The sequence below is a fragment of the Pseudomonas sp. REP124 genome (assembly GCF_020164475.1).
Lineage (GTDB): Bacteria > Pseudomonadota > Gammaproteobacteria > Pseudomonadales > Pseudomonadaceae > Aquipseudomonas.
Map to the genome: position 1 here is coordinate 52128 of NZ_JAIQWX010000013.1, position 17328 is coordinate 69455.

The window sequence follows — 17328 nt, forward strand, 5'->3', positions numbered from 1 at the left end:
TGCTTCGGGCGGGGTTCATTCAGGTATTGCTCGGTTTGCCTGTTGCGGCAAGGAAAACGATGAAAGTTTTATTTCTGGTGCAGAAAGAACAGCGGGCCATCCTGGACCGTCTGTACGAAGGCGTGGCGGCTCATTGCGAATGCGATCTGCGGTGGTTGAGCAGCGATGAGCAGCGCAACCTGCGCAGCTATTTCCGACGTGAAGTCGATGTGTCGCGGTACGACCGCATCGTGTTTTTCCTGCGCTTCAAGCAGGAAATCCGTCAGGCCTCGTTCATCCGCACGATCCCCAACCTGGTAATTCTCGAGCACGACGCTTACCAGAACTACATTCCTTGCAAATACACCGGCAAGTTCAGCGCGCATTACCGCCGCCTGCCGTGGGCGCGGGTGATCAGCTCCGGTTTCGTGGTCACCGAGCGCCTGCGTCAGGAAGGTTTCGATGCGGTGTTCGTGCCCAAGGGCTACGACCAGACCCAACTCGAAGATCAGGGACGTGAACGGGATATCGAGCTGGCCTTTGTCGGCAGCACCAACAGCGTCGCCTATAGCGGGCGCAAGGCGTTGCTCGACGAGTTGGCGCAGGTCGAACCTCTGGTGGTGACCCGCACCAAGTCCGGCGAGGAATACCGCGACACCCTCAACCGCATTCGCTTTTTCGTCAGTGCCGATGTCGGCATGGGCGAATTCATGATCAAGAACTTCGAAGCCATGGCCTGTGGCTGTGTCTTGCTGGCCTTTGACCAGGGCGCAGAGGAAAGCCAGGCGCTGGGTCTGCAGGATATGCACAACGTGGTGTTCTACCAGAGCATTGCGCAACTGCAGGAAAAGCTGGCCGTCTTGCGCAACGACCCGGAGCTGGCGCAGCGTATTGCGCACAACGGTCGGGAACTGGCGGTGAGCCAGTTCAGTTTCGCCCGCATAGGCCAGCGTATCGTCGAGGTAATGGAGCCTGCATTGCGCCCCCGAGCGCCGCTGAGCCTGCTCGAAAAAATCCGCCTGAAACTGGGCATCTGACAACAGCACTCCATACACTGGCTTTTCGTTCTATGAGCATTCTTAACGTCATGTGGGCAAGCGGCGCTGCGTTCGCCTCCACTCATAAAGTGCATCAGCAGATTCTCGCCCACGCCTCGCCATCCGTGCCGGTCAATACCTGGTTGCTTCAGGGCAGCGCCTCTCAATCCGGGGCGACTGTCGGCGAGGTTCGTGAGTGGGGGTTGTCTTCCGCTCAGCTCAAGGGGCGGAGTTTCTGGCGCTTTACCAAGCCCTGGATGCAAGCAGGATTCAAGAAGGCCCTCAAGGAAAGCGATGTGCGTCTGATGCTGCTCGATGGCCTGGGCGTTGCGCGCACGATGGTGCCGCTGCTTGCGTCATTGCCGTCATTGCGTGCCGTGGTGGTTTTCCACGGTTCGACCCGGCTGTCTCCTGCCGATCGCGCGCTTTTCAAGAAGACCCCGACGTCGCAGCTCACATTGGCTGCCGTCTCGAACACCCTGGCGCAAGAGTTGAGCGCGGACCTGCAACTGCCTGTCGTGACCTTGCGAAGCGCATTCGATCCTGCCGCCGTCCAATCCGCACTGCTGACCCGCGAGCAGGCGCGTTCGCGATTGGGATTGCCCGCTGACGATTCACAGGTGCTGGGTGCGGTAGGGCGACTGGTCGCGGGGAAGGGGTTTGCCTGCCTCATCGATGCATTCGCGCAGGCATTGCGCGAGCGGCCGAATCTGCGCTTGGTGATTGTCGGCGAAGGCGCAGAGCGATCGGCGTTGCAAGCGCAGATCGAGGCCAAGGGGTTGCGCGACAAGGTCTCGTTGCCCGGTCACTTGAACGACGCTGCGCAGCTTTACCGGGCATTCGACTGGATCGCCATTCCTTCCTTGAGCGAGGGGCTTGGGTTGATCATGCAGGAGGCGGTTCTGGCGGGCGTTCCGGTCCTGTCCAGCGATCTTGAAGTCTTTCGCGAGCAACTGGGAGTTGCTGGCTGGTATGCGCCTGTTGAGGATGTGAGCAGTTGGCACGCGGCCATCGTGCGGGCCGTTGAAGCCACTCCCCAGGCGATCGCGGCACAACAGTATCAGGCGCTGGCGCCGGAAAAGGCCTGGCAGAATTTCAGTCAGACCGCCCGATCACTACTACTTTGAAGACAGCAACGCCTGTTCCAGTGCCTGCATTGGAAAGCTCTCGTTCAGGTTTTCCCGTGCAATGTAACGGGCGAAGTGCTGCAGATTGCGCTTGATCAAGTGCGCAGGCAGCGGCTTTCGCAGAAATCGCATGTCGGCCACATCGATCAGGCCCATGCGCTGGTCAGGGGTGATCACGATGTTGCCCAGATGCAAGGACCGGAAATAGATCCCCGATTGATGAAGACTGCGAATCAGGCCGACCAGGTCCGGCAGGGCCTGTTGCCAGCTGAAACCTTCCTTGTTGGCTACCTGACGCAAGGTTTCTCCTGGCAATGGCTGGTAAAGCACAGCCGTCATGCCTGGCGCTTGCAGTCGATAGTATTGGAGCACTTGCAAGGTCGGTACGCCGAGCTTTTGCAGTTCGACCGCATTGTCGATGAAGCGTTTTGAATAGGGACGAAACAACGCCGATGAAAAAATACGCTTGCGACGGAACAGTTTCAGAATATTCCCGTCCTGCAACAGGTAGACTTTCGGCCCGAAGCTATCGGCTTCCAGCACCTTGGCACCATCAATCATTTGATTTAGAGCGGCCTGCGGAAGCCGAGAACATTGCATCGTAGAAAGCCTTGTTGGGAGAACGGGGCACTTTGGCGGGCAATGATGCCGAAAAGTTTCAGCTTTAACCATGCCGGTTGGGTGGGTGAACACTCTCAGGAGCAATTTGATGCACGAAAAACGTTGGGCGCAAGCATGGATGACGATGGGCCTGCTGTGGTTTCTGCTGGCCATCGCCATCGCGCCTACCAACAAGGTCTATCAACAGGGGCTCGTCGCCTTTGTCTGGTTGCCGGCGCTGGCCTTCGCCTGGTCGGCGAGGACCCGGATTGTGGAATTGTTCTACGCGCAACGCTGGGTCTATCTGCCTCTGCTCGGGCTGTTTTTGTGGTCGCTCATCAGTCTCACATGGTCGAGTGCGACGGACATAAGTCGCGAGCCCAAGCGATTGTTGTACATCGCCGTGTTTCTGCTGTTCTTCCCGATTCTCGCCAATGGTCAGCCCAACCGTGTGATTCGCATCATGCAATGGGGAGGTGTCGGGCTGGCGGTCACTGCGTTGATTGCGATCGTCCGATTCTACGGGATCGACGGCAACCCCTTGAGTGCGAGGGCCGAGGGGTTGGGCGAATTGGCCCACCCGATTCTTGGGGGCTATGTCATCGGGCTGGCAGCAGTCTGGCTTCTGCTCTGGTCACCACGCACCCGTCCAACTCAGGCGGTCTGGTTTTCAGCGTTGGTGGTGCTGGGCGTATTTGTGCTGCTCAGCCAGAGTCGTGGCGCCGGTCTGGCACTGTTTTTCACCATACTCGCCATGCCGATCTGGTGCCGCGACCACCGCAGTCGCGTCGTCGCAGGGGCCGCTCTTGTGGTTGCGTTCCTTGCTTTCTGGTTTTTTGAATCCTTTGTCACCGCACGTGGAGTGTCTTATCGGCCACAGATCCTGATGGCCAGTCTGCAAATGATCGCCGAGCGTCCCTGGAGCGGTTTGGGTCTTGGCAGCGATTACAGGGTGTTCTCCTCCGGTATCTATTTCGACCATGCGCACAACCTGTTTTCCCACGTAGCCATCGAACTGGGCATTCCGGGGTTGCTGTTGTGGTGTGCGGTCTGGCTGGGTGTACTGCGCGAAGCCTGGAAGGCCCGCGAGACGCTGTATGGCAAAGGCATCATTGGCATCTGGCTGTTCTCGACCCTGGCCATGCAATTCGACGCCGCCAGCATGAGTGGCACGCCGCGAGCCGAGTGGTTCATCAGTTGGCTGCCCATTGGCCTGGCCAGTGTCCTGGTATGGTCACGGGCCAAGTCCGGCGCTTGTGATAAAATTTCGCGTTCTTCCTGATTAGTGAGCCCTACGATGAGTGATGCACCGCCAGACGCGGGACAGGATTCCAGCCTGAAAATCTATCTTCGGCTGTTGGGATATGTAAAACCCTATATCGGCCTTTTCCTGCTGAGTATCGTGGGTTTCGTCATTTTTGCCTCCACGCAGCCGATGCTCGCCGGGATTCTCAAATATTTCGTCGATGGCTTGAGCAATCCCGAAGCGGTGCTCTTCCCCAACGTTCCTTACCTCAAAGACCTGCAGCTGCTGATGGCGGTGCCGTTGCTGATCATCCTGATCGCCGCATGGCAAGGCCTCGGCTCGTTTCTCGGCAACTATTACCTGGCGAAGGTTTCGCTGGGCCTGGTCCATGACCTGCGTGTCGAGTTGTTCAACAAGCTGCTGGTTCTGCCCAATCGCTATTTCGATACCCACAACTCCGGACATCTGATCTCGCGCATCACATTCAACGTGACCATGGTGACGGGTGCCGCCACCGATGCCATCAAGGTGGTGATCCGCGAAGGCCTGACGGTGGTGTTCCTGTTCGCCTACCTGGTATGGATGAACTGGAAGCTGACTCTGGTGATGTTGGCGATCCTGCCGCTGATCGCGTTGATGGTGGGCAACACCAGCAAGAAATTCCGCAAACAGAGCAAGAAGATCCAGGTGGCGATGGGCGACGTGACCCATGTCGCTTCCGAGACCATCCAGGGCTATCGCGTGGTGCGCAGCTTCGGTGGCGAGAGCTATGAAGAGCAGCGTTTTGCCGCCGCGAGCCAGGGCAACACCGACAAGCAACTGCGCATGACCAAGACCGGCGCGGTCTACACGCCGATGCTGCAGCTGGTGATCTACACCGCCATGGCCGTGTTGATGTTCCTAGTGCTGTTCCTGCGCGGTGATGCCACCGCCGGTGATCTGGTGGCCTACATCACCGCTGCGGGCCTGCTGCCCAAGCCGATCCGGCAACTGTCGGAAGTCAGTTCGACCATCCAGAAGGGCGTTGCCGGTGCCGAAAGCATTTTCGAGCAGCTGGACGTCGAGCCCGAGGTCGATAACGGCACCGTCGAGCGTGAGCGCATCAGCGGCCATCTGGAAGTGCGCAATCTCAGCTTCTCTTATCCTGGAACCGACCGTGAAGTGCTGAAAAACATCAACTTCACGGCATCGCCTGGACAGATGATTGCCCTGGTCGGCCGTTCCGGCAGCGGCAAGTCGACCTTGGCCAGCCTGATTCCGCGTTTCTATCATCACGATATTGGCGAAATCCTCCTTGATGACGTCGAAATCGAAGATTATCGACTGCGCAATCTGCGCCGGCATGTGGCACAGGTCACCCAGCACGTGACCCTGTTCAACGACACCATTGCCAATAACATCGCCTACGGTGACCTGGCTGGCGCTCCCCGCGCCGACATTGAAAAAGCCGCCACCGATGCCTTCGCGATGGACTTCATCTCGCAAATGCCTGATGGCCTGGACACCCAGGTCGGGGAAAACGGCGTGCTGCTTTCCGGCGGCCAGCGTCAGCGTCTGGCGATTGCCCGGGCTCTCCTGAAAAATGCTCCGCTGCTGATTCTCGATGAAGCGACTTCGGCGCTGGATACCGAGTCCGAGCGTCACATCCAGGCAGCGCTGGATCAGGTCATGAAGGGCCGTACCACGCTGGTCATCGCCCACCGCCTGTCGACGATCGAAAAGGCCGATCTGATTCTGGTGATGGACCAGGGCCAGATCGTCGAGCGCGGCACCCATGCAGAACTGCTCGCGCATAACGGCTACTACTCGCGCCTGCACGCGATGGGCCTTGACGCTCCGGCGGAAGACATCGCCTGATCCGCTGCAACAGGGTGAGCCTGGCTCGCCCTGTTGCAACCGGCTGTAACATTTTCCTGCTCAATAAATGAGCGAAAAATCCCCACCAAACCCTCCCTTTGCAGCCGCCACACAAGCCGACACCTACCCTGTGCTAATATCGCGCCCCTGTTCATTCTGTATGTGGGTTGCTCCATGAAGTTGTCCATGCCGCGATTCGATCAAGCCCCTGTCTTGGTGGTCGGCGATGTCATGCTCGACCGTTACTGGCATGGTGGTACCTCACGGATTTCCCCTGAGGCGCCGGTACCGGTAGTCAAGGTCGAGCACATCGAGGACCGCCCGGGCGGTGCCGCCAACGTTGCGTTGAACATTGCCGCCCTTGGCGCGCCGGCCTCGCTGGTCGGTGTCACCGGCGACGATGAAGCCGCCGACAGCCTGGTCAATAGCCTCAAGGGCGCAGGCGTGCGGGCGTTGTTCCAGCGCATTGCGCACCAGCCGACCATCGTCAAGTTGCGGGTCATGAGTCGTCACCAGCAATTGCTGCGAATCGACTTCGAAGAACCGTTCTCCACCGACGCCCTCGAGCTGGCCAATCAGGTCGACGATCTGCTCGAAGGCATCAAGGTGCTGGTGCTGTCCGACTACGGCAAAGGCGCGCTGAAAAATCACCAGGTGCTGATCCAGGCCGCCCGTGCCCGTGGCATTCCGGTCCTGGCCGACCCCAAGGGCAAGGATTTCTCGATCTATCGCGGTGCGAGCGTGATCACGCCGAACCTCAGCGAGTTCGAAACCATCGTCGGTGGTTGTGCCGACGAGCACGAACTGGTCAGCAAGGGCGCGAAGCTGATGCACGACCTGGAACTCGGCGCCTTGCTGGTGACCCGTGGCGAGCACGGCATGACCCTGCTGCGTCCGGATCACCCGGCACTGCACCTGCCGGCCCGTGCCCGTGAAGTGTTCGACGTCACCGGTGCCGGTGACACGGTGATTTCCACCCTGGCTGCGGCGATTGCCGCAGGCGAGGAACTGCCGCACGCGGTCGGCCTGGCCAACCTGGCTGCCGGCATCGTGGTCGGCAAGCTCGGTACTGCGGCCATCAGTGCGCCGGAATTGCGCCGCGCCATCCAGCGCGAAGAAGGTTCCGAGCGCGGTGTGCTGGGTCTCGAACAACTGCTGCTTGCGGTCGACGATGCTCGTGCGCACAACGAAAAGATCGTCTTCACCAACGGCTGCTTCGACATCCTCCACGCCGGCCACGTGACCTACCTCGAGCAGGCGCGGGCGCAAGGCGATCGTCTGATCGTAGCGATCAACGACGACGCCTCGGTCAGCCGCCTGAAAGGGCCGGGTCGACCGATCAACAGCGTCGACCGTCGCATGGCCGTGCTGGCTGGGCTGGGTGCGGTGGACTGGGTGATCAGCTTCCCTGAAGGCACTCCGGAAAACCTGCTGCGCGAGGTCAAGCCGGATGTGCTGGTCAAAGGCGGGGATTATGGGATCGACCAGGTGGTTGGCGCGGACATCGTGACGGCTTACGGCGGTACGGTGAAAGTGCTGGGGTTGGTGGAGAACAGCTCCACGACTGCGATTGTCGAGAAGATCCGCAAGTCCGAGTGACGTTTAAAAAAGATCGCAGCCAGCAGTTTTGGTTTAAGCCAGCTCCTACAGGGGATCGTGTAGGAGCTGGCTTAAACCACACTGCAGGCTGCGATCTTTCACGAATTCACTTTCTTGCGCGGCACCATCTTCTTCAACAACTGCTTCGCCTTCCCACCCAACACCGCCAGCCCCGAATTCTTCCCGGGCTCCGTCAAGCCCTGCTGCCGCACCCAATCCTTCCAGCGAATCCGCTCCTCCTTCACCAGCCAGCCTTCCTGTCGGGCAAAGCTTTCGGCCAGGTACAGCCCGCGGGTGCTCGCCGGGGATAGCTGGTCCTTCTTCAAGGTGTAGAGCTCGGCCAGCGGGTGGCCGTCCTTCAAGGGCATCAGGTACAGGTCGGGGCGCTTGCGGTCCAGTCGAGCCACCAGTTGATCGCCCTCAAGGCGTTCGTCGACGTGGAACAGGCTCAGGGACTTGGCTTCCTTGGGCACGTCCAGGCGCAAATCGTAGATCAGCTGCAGCGAAGCCGTGGGCAAATGCACGTAGGCCCGCGGGCGTTCGATCAATTGCAGGTTGGCGCAGCGCACCGGCCGCGCCGATCCCGACAGCGGCGACAGGCGAAAGGGTAGTGCTTCGCGATAGTGCAGCGCCGAGGCGTAGGGCGCCGGCAGCCAGGTATCGTTGAAGCGGCCATTGAGCCAGCCTTCCGGGGTTTCCAGCAGGCATTCCTCGGCGATCTCCTGAATCGCCGTGTGCAGCGGCAGATTCAGTTCGTGAGCCGGCACATAGCCGGAGATCAGCTTGAGCACCACATCGCCACGGTCCTGCCGACGTTGGCGAACCAGCACCCAGTAATCGCGGTTTTGCCAATGCAGGGTCAGTCGCACCGACACCCCGAGGTTGGCCAGTTCAAGGGCGAAACGCTGGCTGTCGGCGACCGTCACCGGGCGGCGGCGCTGCAGGATCTGGGAGAAGTTCAGCGGCCTCCCGACGCTCTGATAAGTCAGACCTTCGGGAGTCGCTTCGACGAATAACGGCAGGGTCTTGAAGTTGCTCGGGTTCTTTCTGATGAGCGTACGCGGCATGTCGGCTCCTGCTTTAGGCCGCGTAGGGCGGCGTCAGTTGCTACGTAGGACCTGGGCAACGGTCGAGACGTTGTGGGCGAGGTGCAGCGGATTGATGGTCCCGACAATAGCACTGGCGACGCCCGGATGTTCGAACAGCAATTGGAAACTCGCGCGCACCGGGTCCACCCCTGGACTGAGGCAGACATGACCGCTGGCCAGTGCTTTTTTCACCAGAATGGCTTTGCCGTGAGCAGCAGCATAGTCAATGACCGGCTTTTCGCTTTGTTCGTTCAGATTGTAGGTGACCATCGCGCAGTCACCTTGCTCCAGCGCCTTCAAGCCACCGTCGACGGTTTTGCCGGAAAAGCCGAAACCGCGAATCTTGCCTTCGACCTTGAGCGCCGCGAGGGTCTGATAAACCTCACAGTCGTTGAGGATCGCCATGTCGTTGCCGTCGGAATGCACCAGCACCAGATCGATGAAGTCCGTCTCCAGGCGTTGCAGGCTGCGCTCCACAGACAGCCGGGTGTGGGCGGCGCTGAAATCGTGGTGCGACACACCGTCGGCAAATTCTTCGCCGACCTTGCTGACGATCACCCAGTCCTTGCGCTGCCCGCGCAGCAGCGGGCCGAGGCGTTCCTCGCTGCGACCATAGGCCGGGGCGGTGTCGATCAGGTTGATGCCCAGGTCACGGGTGAGCTTGAGCAACATGCGTGCTTCGTCGTCATCGGGAATCTGGAAACCGTTGGGGTATTTCACGCCTTGATCGCGGCCGAGCTTCACGGTGCCCAGGCCCAGGGGCGAGACGAGCAGGCCGGTGCTGCCCAAGGGGCGATGCAGGTCGTGCAGGGTCGCTTGGCTCATGGCAGCAATTGCTCCCAGGCAGGGACGCCCATGGGCGGCTTTGGCAGTTCCGGCAGCGGTGCCGCCGCACTTGGCTGGATGCCGTCACGGGCGAGGCTGTCGATGACGCGGTCGGCGAAGTCCGGTGCCAGCGCCAGTTTGGTCGGCCAGCCCACCAGCAGGCGGCCTTCTTCGGCGAGGAAGGCGTTGTCGGGGCGGGTCAGGCCCGTTTGCAGCGGCTCGGCGCGATCCACTCGCAGGGTCGCCCATTGCGCTGAGTTCAGGTCGATCCAGGGCAGCAGTTGGCCGAGTTCTTTCTGCGCTGTGGCGATCTGCTCGGCGGGCTCGCGGGCCACACCGTCGGTTTCGGCGATATCGCCACCCATGTACCAGACCCACTGGCCGTCGGCGGCCGGGTGAGTGGTGATGGTCAGGCGCGGTTTGCTACCGCCACCCAGGCAGTGGGCGTACAGCGGTTTGAGGCCCGGGCCCTTGGCGATGATCATGTGCAGCGGCCGACGTTGCATGGCCGGCTTGCTCAGGCCCAGTGCTTCGAGCAGCGATGCAGTGCCGCCGCCGGCGCTGAGGACGATGCGTTGCGCGCGAATCTCGCGCTCATCCACCTTGAGGCCGACCAGCACGCCGCCTTCCAGCAGAGGCTCGATTTTCTGCCCTGCGAGCAGGCCGTCACCGGCCAGGTCGGCCAGGCGCTGGACCAGGCTTGGCACGTCGATCACCAGTTCGGCCAGGCGATAGACCTTGCCTTTGAAGCGCTTGTCTTGCAGGGCGGGGGGCAGTTGATCGCCCTTGACCTGATCGACGCGTCCGCGCACGGCCTTGCTGGCGAAGAAGCTGGTGAGATTGCCGGCGATCGTGCCCGGGGACCACAGGTAATGGGCTTCGGACAACAGGCGCACGCCGGACAGGTCCAGCTCGCCATTGCCGGCCAGGGCCTCGCGCCAGCGGCGGGGCATGTCGGCGATGGCTTCCGAGGCGCCGGTCAGGGCCCCATGCAACGCGTATTTGGCGCCGCCGTGGATGATGCCCTGGGATTTCACGGTCTGCCCGCCGCCGAGGGTGGCGCTTTCCACCAGCACGGTCGAAAAACCCTGGCGGCGCAGGCGCGCATTCAGCCAGAGGCCGGCGACACCAGCGCCGACAATCAGAACGTCGGTGGAAATAACGGATGGCATGCAGCGACCTCGAGTGTTCAGGACAAGGGCGCAGTATACAGACTCAATGTGCAGAGGACTCTGTGGTGAGGGGGGCCTGTGGCGAGGGGGCTTGCCCCCGTTCGGTTGCGCAGCAACCGCAAATCCAGGCAATGCGTTGTGTCAGGAAAAACACGCTGCTTGAATTTGGGGTCGCTGCGCGACCCAACGGGGGCAAGCCCCCTCGCCACAGGTGATTGGATGGTCAGGCAAATTGGTTAATGCCCGGCCGTTTTGGAGAACAGCTGAATAACCACAACCCCCAACACAATCAACCCCATCCCCAGCATCGCCGGCAGGTCCAGCTTCTGCCCGTACAGAAACAGCGCGGCCACGCTGACCATCACGATACCCATGCCGGCCCACACCGCGTAAGCCACGCCCACAGGCACGCTACGCACCACCAGGGTCAACATCCAGAAGGCGATGCCGTAACCGACGATCACCAGAATCAGCGGCAGCGGGGTGCTGAAGCCTTTGACCGCTTTCATCGAAACAGTGGCAATCACTTCGGCGCAGATGGCTATGGCCAGGTAGTAGTAAGCGGTCATGGTTCAATCCTCGTATGAAGTGTTGCTCTCTGAGGCGGCATTCTAGAGATTCGTCAGATGCGGTAAAGTCATTACCTATCTGTTCTGAAGATGGGTTGGTCATGAACATTCAATGGAATCTGGAGCAGCTGCGCCTGTTCGTCAGCGTAGCGGAGCAGCGTTCGTTTTCCGCTGTGGCGCGGGACCAGCGCAAAGCGCAGTCGGCGGTCAGCAGTTCTATTGCGCTGCTCGAAGAAGATCTCGGCGTCAGCCTGTTCGATCGCAGCAGCGGCCGTCAGCCGAAACTCACCGAAGCCGGTACAGCTTTGCTCGAAGAGGCTCGGGAAGTTCTACGCCAATGCGAGCGTCTCAACGGTCGGGCGCTGGCGTTGATGCGCGGGCAGGAGGCTCGCCTGCGGCTGGCTCAGGATGAAGCGATGCCTTATCAACCGGTCATCGAAAGCCTCGAGGCATTGGCCGAGCGCTTTCCCAGTCTTGAGGTGCAATTGACCAGCGCTGCCCAGGGTGAAGTGGCGCGCAAACTGGTGGAGCGCCGAGCCGACCTGGGCTTGCTGTTCTTCCACGACCAGATCCCCGAGGCCCTCGAGCGGCGGGTGCTCGGCAGCGTGGAAATGGTCACCGTCTGTGGCGTCGGTCATCCGCTGGCGAAACAGACGCAGGTCAATTGCCAGCAACTGGCGCAACATCGCCAGTTGTTGATGTCGACCCAGTCGAGCATTTATCCCGGCAGTGAGCCGGCCAGCCCGCAAGTCTGGCGGGCGGACAGTTTCTACGTCATGGCCGAATGGCTGGTGCGCGGACTGGGCTGGGCCTGGCTACCGCGCCATGTGGTGCAGTACCCGACCTATCAGGATCAGATGGTCGAGCTGGACAGCGAATGGACCCCGCCGGCACTGGTGGTGGAACTGGTCTGGCGTCGCGACGAACCCCTGGGCCCGGCGGCGCGCTGGCTGGCCGAACGTTTTGCCGTGCATTTGCAGGCGATCGGCGAAAAAACCGATAAACTCCGCCGCCATGAATAGAACTCTCTACACCGCGTTGTTTTACCTGGGGCTGCCATTGGTGGCGATTCGGTTGTGGCTGCGTTCGCGCAAGGCGCCGGCTTACGCCAAGCGCATCGGCGAGCGCTTCTCCTTTGGCCTGCCGGCGATGAAGCCCGGCGGGATCTGGGTGCACGCGGTGTCGGTGGGCGAGAGCATTGCCGCCGCACCGATGATTCGCGCCTTGCTGCAGCGTTATCCACAGCTGCCGATCACCGTGACCTGTATGACCCCGACTGGTTCGGAGCGCATTCAGGCACTGTTCGCCAATGAACCGCGCATCCAGCACTGCTATCTGCCCTATGACCTGCCGTGCGCCGCCAGGCGTTTCCTCGACCGGGTCCAGCCGAAACTGGCGGTGATCATGGAAACCGAGCTGTGGCCCAACCATATCCACCAATGCGCGAAGCGCGGCATTCCCGTGGCCCTGGCCAACGCACGACTCTCCGAACGCTCGGCCAGAGGCTATGGTCGTTTCGGCAAATTGACCGGGCCGATGCTCGCCGAGATGAGCCTGTTCGCGGTGCAGACCGAAGCCGAGGCGCAGCGCTTCCGTGAGTTGGGTGCGCGCGCGGAAACCGTCGAAGTCACCGGCTCGATCAAATTCGACCTGACCATCGATCCGCAACTGTTGCAGCATGCCGCCGAATTGCGCGGGCAATGGCAGGCGCAGGAGCGCCCTGTGTGGATCGCTGCCAGTACCCACGACGGTGAAGACGAGGTGGTGCTCGCGGCCCATCGCCGGTTGCTGGCGAGCCACCCGGATGCGTTGCTGATTCTGGTGCCGCGTCATCCCGAGCGTTTCAATCCGGTGTTCGAACTGTGCCGTCAGCAGGGGTTCGCCACGGTTCGGCGTTCCAGTGGCGAGGCGGTCACTGCGGCCACGTCGGTGTTGCTCGGCGATACCATGGGCGAGTTGCTGTTCCTCTATGCGCTGGCCGACAGCGCTTTCGTCGGCGGCAGCTTGGTGCCCAATGGCGGGCATAACCTGTTGGAGCCGGCGGCACTGGCCAAGCCGGTACTCAGCGGCCCGCATCTGTTCAACTTCCTCGAAATCGCTGCGCAACTGCGCAGTGCCGGAGCGTTGCAGGAAGTGGAAGATGCCGACGGTTTGGCGTTGGCGGTGCAGCGCCTGTTCGAACTGCCACGGGACGCGCAGCGCATGGCGGAGGCGGGGTTGACCGTGATGCGCCGCAATCAGGGCGCGTTGCAGCGATTGCTGGATGGGTTGGGGCGGTTGATCAAACGCTGATCACCTGTAGGAGCGAGCATGCTCGCGATGGTCGTCAACGGAGACGCGGGCAGTCTGAATGCCCGCGGTGACTGGGCCTCCATCGCGAGCATGCTCGCTCCTACAGGAGGCTTCTCACGGCCGGGCTTTGAGCTGCTCGGCAGCCGCCTTGGCCAGATCCGGCGGCAGGAAATCTTTGTCCGGGTTGTAATCGGGCTTGAGCCAGCGCGCCAGATCCTGCAGATCACCCGGGTTCAACGTACCGGCCTGTTGCTTGAGCTTCAGGTTGTCGAGGATGTAGTCGTAGCGGGTGTTGTTGTAGTCGCGGACCGAGGAGTACAGCGAACGCTGTGCATCCAGTACGTCGACGATATTGCGCGTCCCCACCTGATAGCCGATCTCGGTCGCTTCCACCGCACTCTGGTTGGAAATGATCGACTGCTTGCGCGCCTGGACCTGCTCGACGTCGGTGTTTACCGCACGGTGCAGGTCACGGGTGTTTTCGACGATGGAGCGCAGCAGCGATTCGCGTTGCTGCTCGGTCTGGTCCAGCTGGGCGTAGGACTGACGCACCTGGGAATTGATCAGGCCACCGCTGTAGATCGGGATATTCAGTTGCAGGCCGACCGACGTCTGCTCCACATCACCCTTGTAGGGCTGGCCGAAAGCATTCGGGTTGCTGAAGCCCAACGCATCGTTATCGCCTTTCTCATACTTCGCCACGGCATCGAGGGTCGGCGCATGGCCTGCCTTGCGCTGCTTGAGGGTCTGTTCGGCGGCGCTGACGGCGTAGTTGCTGGCCAGCAGATTGAGGTTCTGCCGGGCCGCGGTTTCGACCCAGGCCTTGGCGTCGTTTGGCGCCGGCGGCAGGATCGGCAGGTTGTGGCTGATGCCCTGGATCGAGTTGTATCGACGGTTGGTCAGGGTCACCAGTGCTTCGAAGGCATCATCCACCTGACGCTGGGCAACGATGCGGTTGGCCCGTGCGGTGTCGTAGCTGGCCTGCGAGTTGAGCACGTCGGTCTTGTCCGACAGGCCGACATCGAAGCGCTCGTTGGACTGGTCGAGCTGACGCTTGAACGCGGCTTCCTCGGCCTTGGTCGAGGCCAGGTTGTCCTGGGTGCGCAGCACGTTGAAATAGCTGTCGGCGGTTTGCAGGATCAGGTTCTGCTGGGTCGCCGAGAGTTGCAGCGCCGCCTGTTCGTTCACGTCCTTGGCCGCCTGGAACTGGAACCAGCGATCGGCGCGGAACAGTGGTTGCGCCAGGGTCGCCTGATACGAGTGGGCGTTGCGGTTGGCGGTGGCCGAAGGCTGGTCGATCGAAGTGCGCACGCTGGTGACATCGGCGCCGCCCGACAGGTTGGGCAACAGCCCGGCGCGAGCCTGGGGCACGACTTCTTTCTGCGCGCCATATTGAGCGACGGCAGCCGCGAGGTCGGCGTTATTGTCCGCCGCTTCCTGATAAACGCTGACCAGGTCGGTTTTGGTAGATAAGGGCGCTTCTGCTGCCCAGGCCATTCCATTGGACGCACAAGACACGGCAACGGCCAGTGAGAGTTTGCGCAGCATTCGGCGATCCCTACAAAAATTACGCTGATAATTTGAGCGCCAAGGCTACGTTTCGACACCTCTAGCGTCAATGCGCAGCTTGGCGTAGCGAGTGTAGTTGCGCGTCGGCCGCGCAACAATCCTGCAATTGCGCCATTCATCACGGTGTTTATCGCGGTGTTGGCGTTCCTGGCCAGTTGTGTCTAGACTGGCCACGTTCTTGTCGGGGTGCCTTGCTATGAGGCTGAGATCGAATAATTTCGGATCCCGTTGAACCTGATCAGGTTAGCGCCTGCGTAGGGAACAAGATTTCTCGTCACCCGGCGAGTCCTCTTGTGCTTCGTCCGGGATGTGGTTCGACCATCGAACTCCCCTCGAGCACTGAGCACAGCACAGCTGGTTTTCCCAGCGCACGTGCGTCCATTCGTTACAGGTTCGCTCCGACAAAATTCCATTGCCTGGATTGTCTTGAGAGCCCGTGATGACCATAAAAGAAAAAATCGCCACCAACCTGAGTGACTCGGCCAAGGTCGATCAACAATCGGTTCAGCCGTTTACCCGGTCGAAGAAAATCTACGTTCAGGGCACTCGTCCCGACATCCTAGTGCCGATGCGTGAAATCAGCCTCGATGTGACGCCGACCGACTTCGGCGGCGAGGTCAACGCACCGGTCACGGTCTATGACACCTCCGGCCCATACACCGACCCCAACGTCATCATCGACGTGCGCAAAGGCCTGGCCGACGTGCGCTCGCCGTGGATCGAAGCCCGTGGCGACACCGAGCGCCTGAGCGGCCTGAGCTCGAACTTCGGCCAGGAACGCCTCGCCGATCCGGAGCTGACCAAGCTGCGTTTCGCCCACGTCAACAACCCGCGCCGCGCCAAGGCCGGGGCCAACGTCACCCAGATGCACTACGCCCGCCAGGGCATCATCACCGCCGAGATGGAATACGTCGCCATCCGCGAAAACATGAAGCTGGAAGTGGCCCGCGCCGCCGGCCTGCTGGACCAGCAGCACGCCGGTCACAGTTTTGGCGCCAGCGTGCCGAAAATCATCACCCCCGAATTCGTCCGTGACGAGATCGCCCGCGGTCGCGCAATCATTCCGGCCAACATCAACCACACCGAACTGGAACCGATGATCATCGGCCGTAACTTCCTGGTGAAGATCAACGGCAACATCGGCAACAGCGCCCTGGGTTCGTCCATCGAAGAAGAAGTGGCGAAACTGACCTGGGGCATTCGCTGGGGTTCGGACACGGTCATGGACCTGTCCACCGGCAAGCACATTCACGAAACCCGCGAGTGGATCATCCGCAACTCGCCGGTGCCGATCGGTACCGTGCCGATCTACCAGGCCCTGGAAAAAGTCGGCGGCGTGGCCGAGGACCTGACCTGGGAGCTGTTCCGCGACACGCTGATCGAACAGGCCGAGCAGGGCGTCGACTACTTCACCATTCACGCCGGCGTGCTGCTGCGCTACGTGCCGATGACCGCCAAGCGCGTGACCGGCATCGTGTCCCGAGGCGGTTCGATCATGGCCAAGTGGTGCCTGGCGCATCACAAGGAAAACTTCCTCTACACCCATTTCGAAGACATCTGCGAAATCATGAAGGCCTACGACGTCAGCTTCTCGCTGGGCGATGGCCTGCGTCCGGGCTCGATCGCCGACGCTAACGACGAAGCGCAGTTCGGCGAACTGGAAACCCTCGGCGAGCTGACCAAGATCGCGTGGAAGCATGACGTGCAGTGCATGATCGAAGGCCCGGGCCACGTGCCGATGCAGTTGATCAAGGAGAACATGGACAAGCAACTCGAGTGCTGCGACGAGGCGCCCTTCTACACCCTCGGCCCGCTGACCACCGACATTGCGCCGGGCTACGACCACATCACCTCCGGCATCGGTGCGGCGATGATCGGCTGGTTCGGTTGCGCGATGCTCTGCTACGTGACGCCGAAGGAGCACCTGGGCCTGCCGAACAAGGATGATGTGAAGACCGGGATCATCACCTACAAGATTGCGGCCCATGCCGCCGATCTGGCCAAGGGACATCCGGGCGCACAGATCCGCGACAATGCCCTGAGCAAGGCGCGTTTCGAATTCCGTTGGGAAGACCAGTTCAACCTGGGCCTGGATCCGGACACCGCTCGTTCGTATCACGACGAGACCCTGCCGAAGGATTCGGCCAAGGTCGCGCACTTCTGCTCCATGTGCGGGCCGAAATTCTGCTCGATGAAAATCACCCAGGAAGTGCGCGAGTACGCGGCCAACCAGCGGATCGAAGCGGTCGACGTGGACGTCGCCCAAGGCATGGCCGAACAGGCCGAGCGCTTCAAGCAGGAAGGCAGTCAGCTTTACCAGAAAGTTTGATCCAGCACTGAACCCTGTGGCGAGGGGGCTTGCCCCCGT

14 protein-coding genes and 1 riboswitch are annotated in these 17328 nt (G+C 61.2%); of the genes, 8 read left to right on the forward strand and 6 right to left on the reverse strand.

The window, feature by feature from the left end; all coding sequences use genetic code 11:
* Positions 1-59: 59 nt before the first annotated feature.
* Together K9857_RS05545 and K9857_RS05550 are read left to right on the forward strand one after the other, a co-directional pair.
* Positions 60-1016: a glycosyltransferase gene (locus K9857_RS05545; RefSeq protein WP_224533854.1), complete on the forward strand. Its 957-nt coding sequence runs from the start codon at positions 60-62 to the stop codon at positions 1014-1016.
* A gap of 32 nt (positions 1017-1048) precedes the next feature.
* Positions 1049-2143 (forward strand): glycosyltransferase, encoded by a 1095-nt coding sequence (locus K9857_RS05550; protein WP_224533855.1) that lies wholly within the window; start codon positions 1049-1051, stop codon positions 2141-2143.
* On the opposite strand, the gene K9857_RS05555 is transcribed toward K9857_RS05550, so the two are convergent.
* Complete coding sequence (locus tag K9857_RS05555; RefSeq protein WP_224533856.1) at positions 2135-2704, reverse strand: toluene tolerance protein; 570 nt, start codon at positions 2702-2704, stop codon at positions 2135-2137. The genes K9857_RS05550 and K9857_RS05555 overlap by 9 nt on opposite strands.
* 148 nt (positions 2705-2852) lie before the next feature.
* On the opposite strand from K9857_RS05555, the gene K9857_RS05560 reads away from it, so the two are divergent.
* From K9857_RS05560 to hldE, 3 genes are all read left to right on the forward strand, one after another.
* Positions 2853-4025 carry an O-antigen ligase family protein gene (locus tag K9857_RS05560; protein ID WP_224533857.1) on the forward strand — a complete coding sequence of 391 codons (1173 nt, stop codon included), beginning with the start codon at positions 2853-2855 and terminating at the stop codon, positions 4023-4025.
* Between the two features lie 15 nt (positions 4026-4040).
* Complete coding sequence (gene msbA / locus K9857_RS05565; RefSeq protein WP_224533858.1) at positions 4041-5846, forward strand: lipid A export permease/ATP-binding protein MsbA; 1806 nt, start codon at positions 4041-4043, stop codon at positions 5844-5846.
* A 174-nt stretch (positions 5847-6020) separates the two neighbouring features.
* On the forward strand, positions 6021-7445 hold the full coding sequence (gene hldE, locus K9857_RS05570; protein ID WP_224533859.1) for a bifunctional D-glycero-beta-D-manno-heptose-7-phosphate kinase/D-glycero-beta-D-manno-heptose 1-phosphate adenylyltransferase HldE: 1425 nt from the start codon (positions 6021-6023) through the stop codon (positions 7443-7445).
* 98 nt (positions 7446-7543) lie between these two features.
* Here the strand turns inward: hldE and K9857_RS05575 are convergent, their stop codons facing one another.
* The 4 genes from K9857_RS05575 to K9857_RS05590 all read right to left on the reverse strand — a co-directional run bounded on the left by K9857_RS05575 (position 7544) and on the right by K9857_RS05590 (position 11099).
* Positions 7544-8512 (reverse strand): metal ABC transporter ATPase, encoded by a 969-nt coding sequence (locus K9857_RS05575; protein WP_224533860.1) that lies wholly within the window; start codon positions 8510-8512, stop codon positions 7544-7546.
* Positions 8513-8545: 33 nt separating this feature from the next.
* Positions 8546-9358: an aldo/keto reductase gene (locus K9857_RS05580; protein ID WP_224533861.1), complete on the reverse strand. Its 813-nt coding sequence runs from the start codon at positions 9356-9358 to the stop codon at positions 8546-8548.
* Positions 9355-10530: an NAD(P)/FAD-dependent oxidoreductase gene (locus K9857_RS05585; protein ID WP_224533862.1), complete on the reverse strand. Its 1176-nt coding sequence runs from the start codon at positions 10528-10530 to the stop codon at positions 9355-9357. Before K9857_RS05585 ends, K9857_RS05580 begins: the two co-directional genes overlap by 4 nt.
* 236 nt (positions 10531-10766) lie before the next feature.
* A complete protein-coding gene (locus tag K9857_RS05590) occupies positions 10767-11099 on the reverse strand; it encodes a DMT family transporter (protein WP_224533863.1) in 333 nt (110 codons plus the stop codon).
* A 101-nt stretch (positions 11100-11200) separates the two neighbouring features.
* Here K9857_RS05590 and K9857_RS05595 point away from each other — a divergent pair, with 101 nt between their 5' ends.
* Both K9857_RS05595 and waaA read left to right on the forward strand, forming a co-directional pair.
* Positions 11201-12121, forward strand: a complete 921-nt coding sequence (locus tag K9857_RS05595) for a LysR family transcriptional regulator (protein WP_224533864.1) — start codon at positions 11201-11203, stop codon at positions 12119-12121.
* Entirely contained in the window at positions 12114-13391 is a 1278-nt protein-coding gene (waaA, locus tag K9857_RS05600) for a lipid IV(A) 3-deoxy-D-manno-octulosonic acid transferase (protein ID WP_224533865.1), read from the forward strand. The genes K9857_RS05595 and waaA overlap by 8 nt, the downstream gene beginning before the upstream one ends.
* A gap of 114 nt (positions 13392-13505) precedes the next feature.
* On the opposite strand, the gene K9857_RS05605 is transcribed toward waaA, so the two are convergent.
* The gene (locus K9857_RS05605) at positions 13506-14939 is read right to left on the reverse strand and encodes a TolC family outer membrane protein (RefSeq protein ID WP_224533866.1); all 1434 of its coding nucleotides are present in this window, start codon (positions 14937-14939) and stop codon (positions 13506-13508) included.
* 193 nt (positions 14940-15132) lie between these two features.
* Positions 15133-15238, forward strand: a riboswitch (TPP riboswitch).
* 161 nt (positions 15239-15399) lie between these two features.
* Between K9857_RS05605 and thiC the strand changes: the two genes are divergently transcribed.
* Positions 15400-17289: a phosphomethylpyrimidine synthase ThiC gene (thiC, locus tag K9857_RS05610; protein WP_224533867.1), complete on the forward strand. Its 1890-nt coding sequence runs from the start codon at positions 15400-15402 to the stop codon at positions 17287-17289.
* Positions 17290-17328 lie beyond the last annotated feature (39 nt).

Bases quoted from the DNA above. Each gene is read 5' to 3' on its own strand.
- K9857_RS05545 (WP_224533854.1), top strand. From the start codon at position 60: ATGAAAGTTTTATTTCTGGTGCAGAAAGAACAGCGGGCCATCCTGGAC.
- K9857_RS05550 (WP_224533855.1), top strand. From the start codon at position 1,049: ATGAGCATTCTTAACGTCATGTGGGCAAGCGGCGCTGCGTTCGCCTCC.
- K9857_RS05555 (WP_224533856.1), bottom strand. From the start codon at position 2,704: ATGATTGATGGTGCCAAGGTGCTGGAAGCCGATAGCTTCGGGCCGAAA.
- K9857_RS05560 (WP_224533857.1), top strand. From the start codon at position 2,853: ATGCACGAAAAACGTTGGGCGCAAGCATGGATGACGATGGGCCTGCTG.
- msbA (WP_224533858.1), top strand. From the start codon at position 4,041: ATGAGTGATGCACCGCCAGACGCGGGACAGGATTCCAGCCTGAAAATC.
- hldE (WP_224533859.1), top strand. From the start codon at position 6,021: ATGAAGTTGTCCATGCCGCGATTCGATCAAGCCCCTGTCTTGGTGGTC.
- K9857_RS05575 (WP_224533860.1), bottom strand. From the start codon at position 8,512: ATGCCGCGTACGCTCATCAGAAAGAACCCGAGCAACTTCAAGACCCTG.
- K9857_RS05580 (WP_224533861.1), bottom strand. From the start codon at position 9,358: ATGAGCCAAGCGACCCTGCACGACCTGCATCGCCCCTTGGGCAGCACC.
- K9857_RS05585 (WP_224533862.1), bottom strand. From the start codon at position 10,530: ATGCCATCCGTTATTTCCACCGACGTTCTGATTGTCGGCGCTGGTGTC.
- K9857_RS05590 (WP_224533863.1), bottom strand. From the start codon at position 11,099: ATGACCGCTTACTACTACCTGGCCATAGCCATCTGCGCCGAAGTGATT.
- K9857_RS05595 (WP_224533864.1), top strand. From the start codon at position 11,201: ATGAACATTCAATGGAATCTGGAGCAGCTGCGCCTGTTCGTCAGCGTA.
- waaA (WP_224533865.1), top strand. From the start codon at position 12,114: ATGAATAGAACTCTCTACACCGCGTTGTTTTACCTGGGGCTGCCATTG.
- K9857_RS05605 (WP_224533866.1), bottom strand. From the start codon at position 14,939: ATGCTGCGCAAACTCTCACTGGCCGTTGCCGTGTCTTGTGCGTCCAAT.
- thiC (WP_224533867.1), top strand. From the start codon at position 15,400: ATGACCATAAAAGAAAAAATCGCCACCAACCTGAGTGACTCGGCCAAG.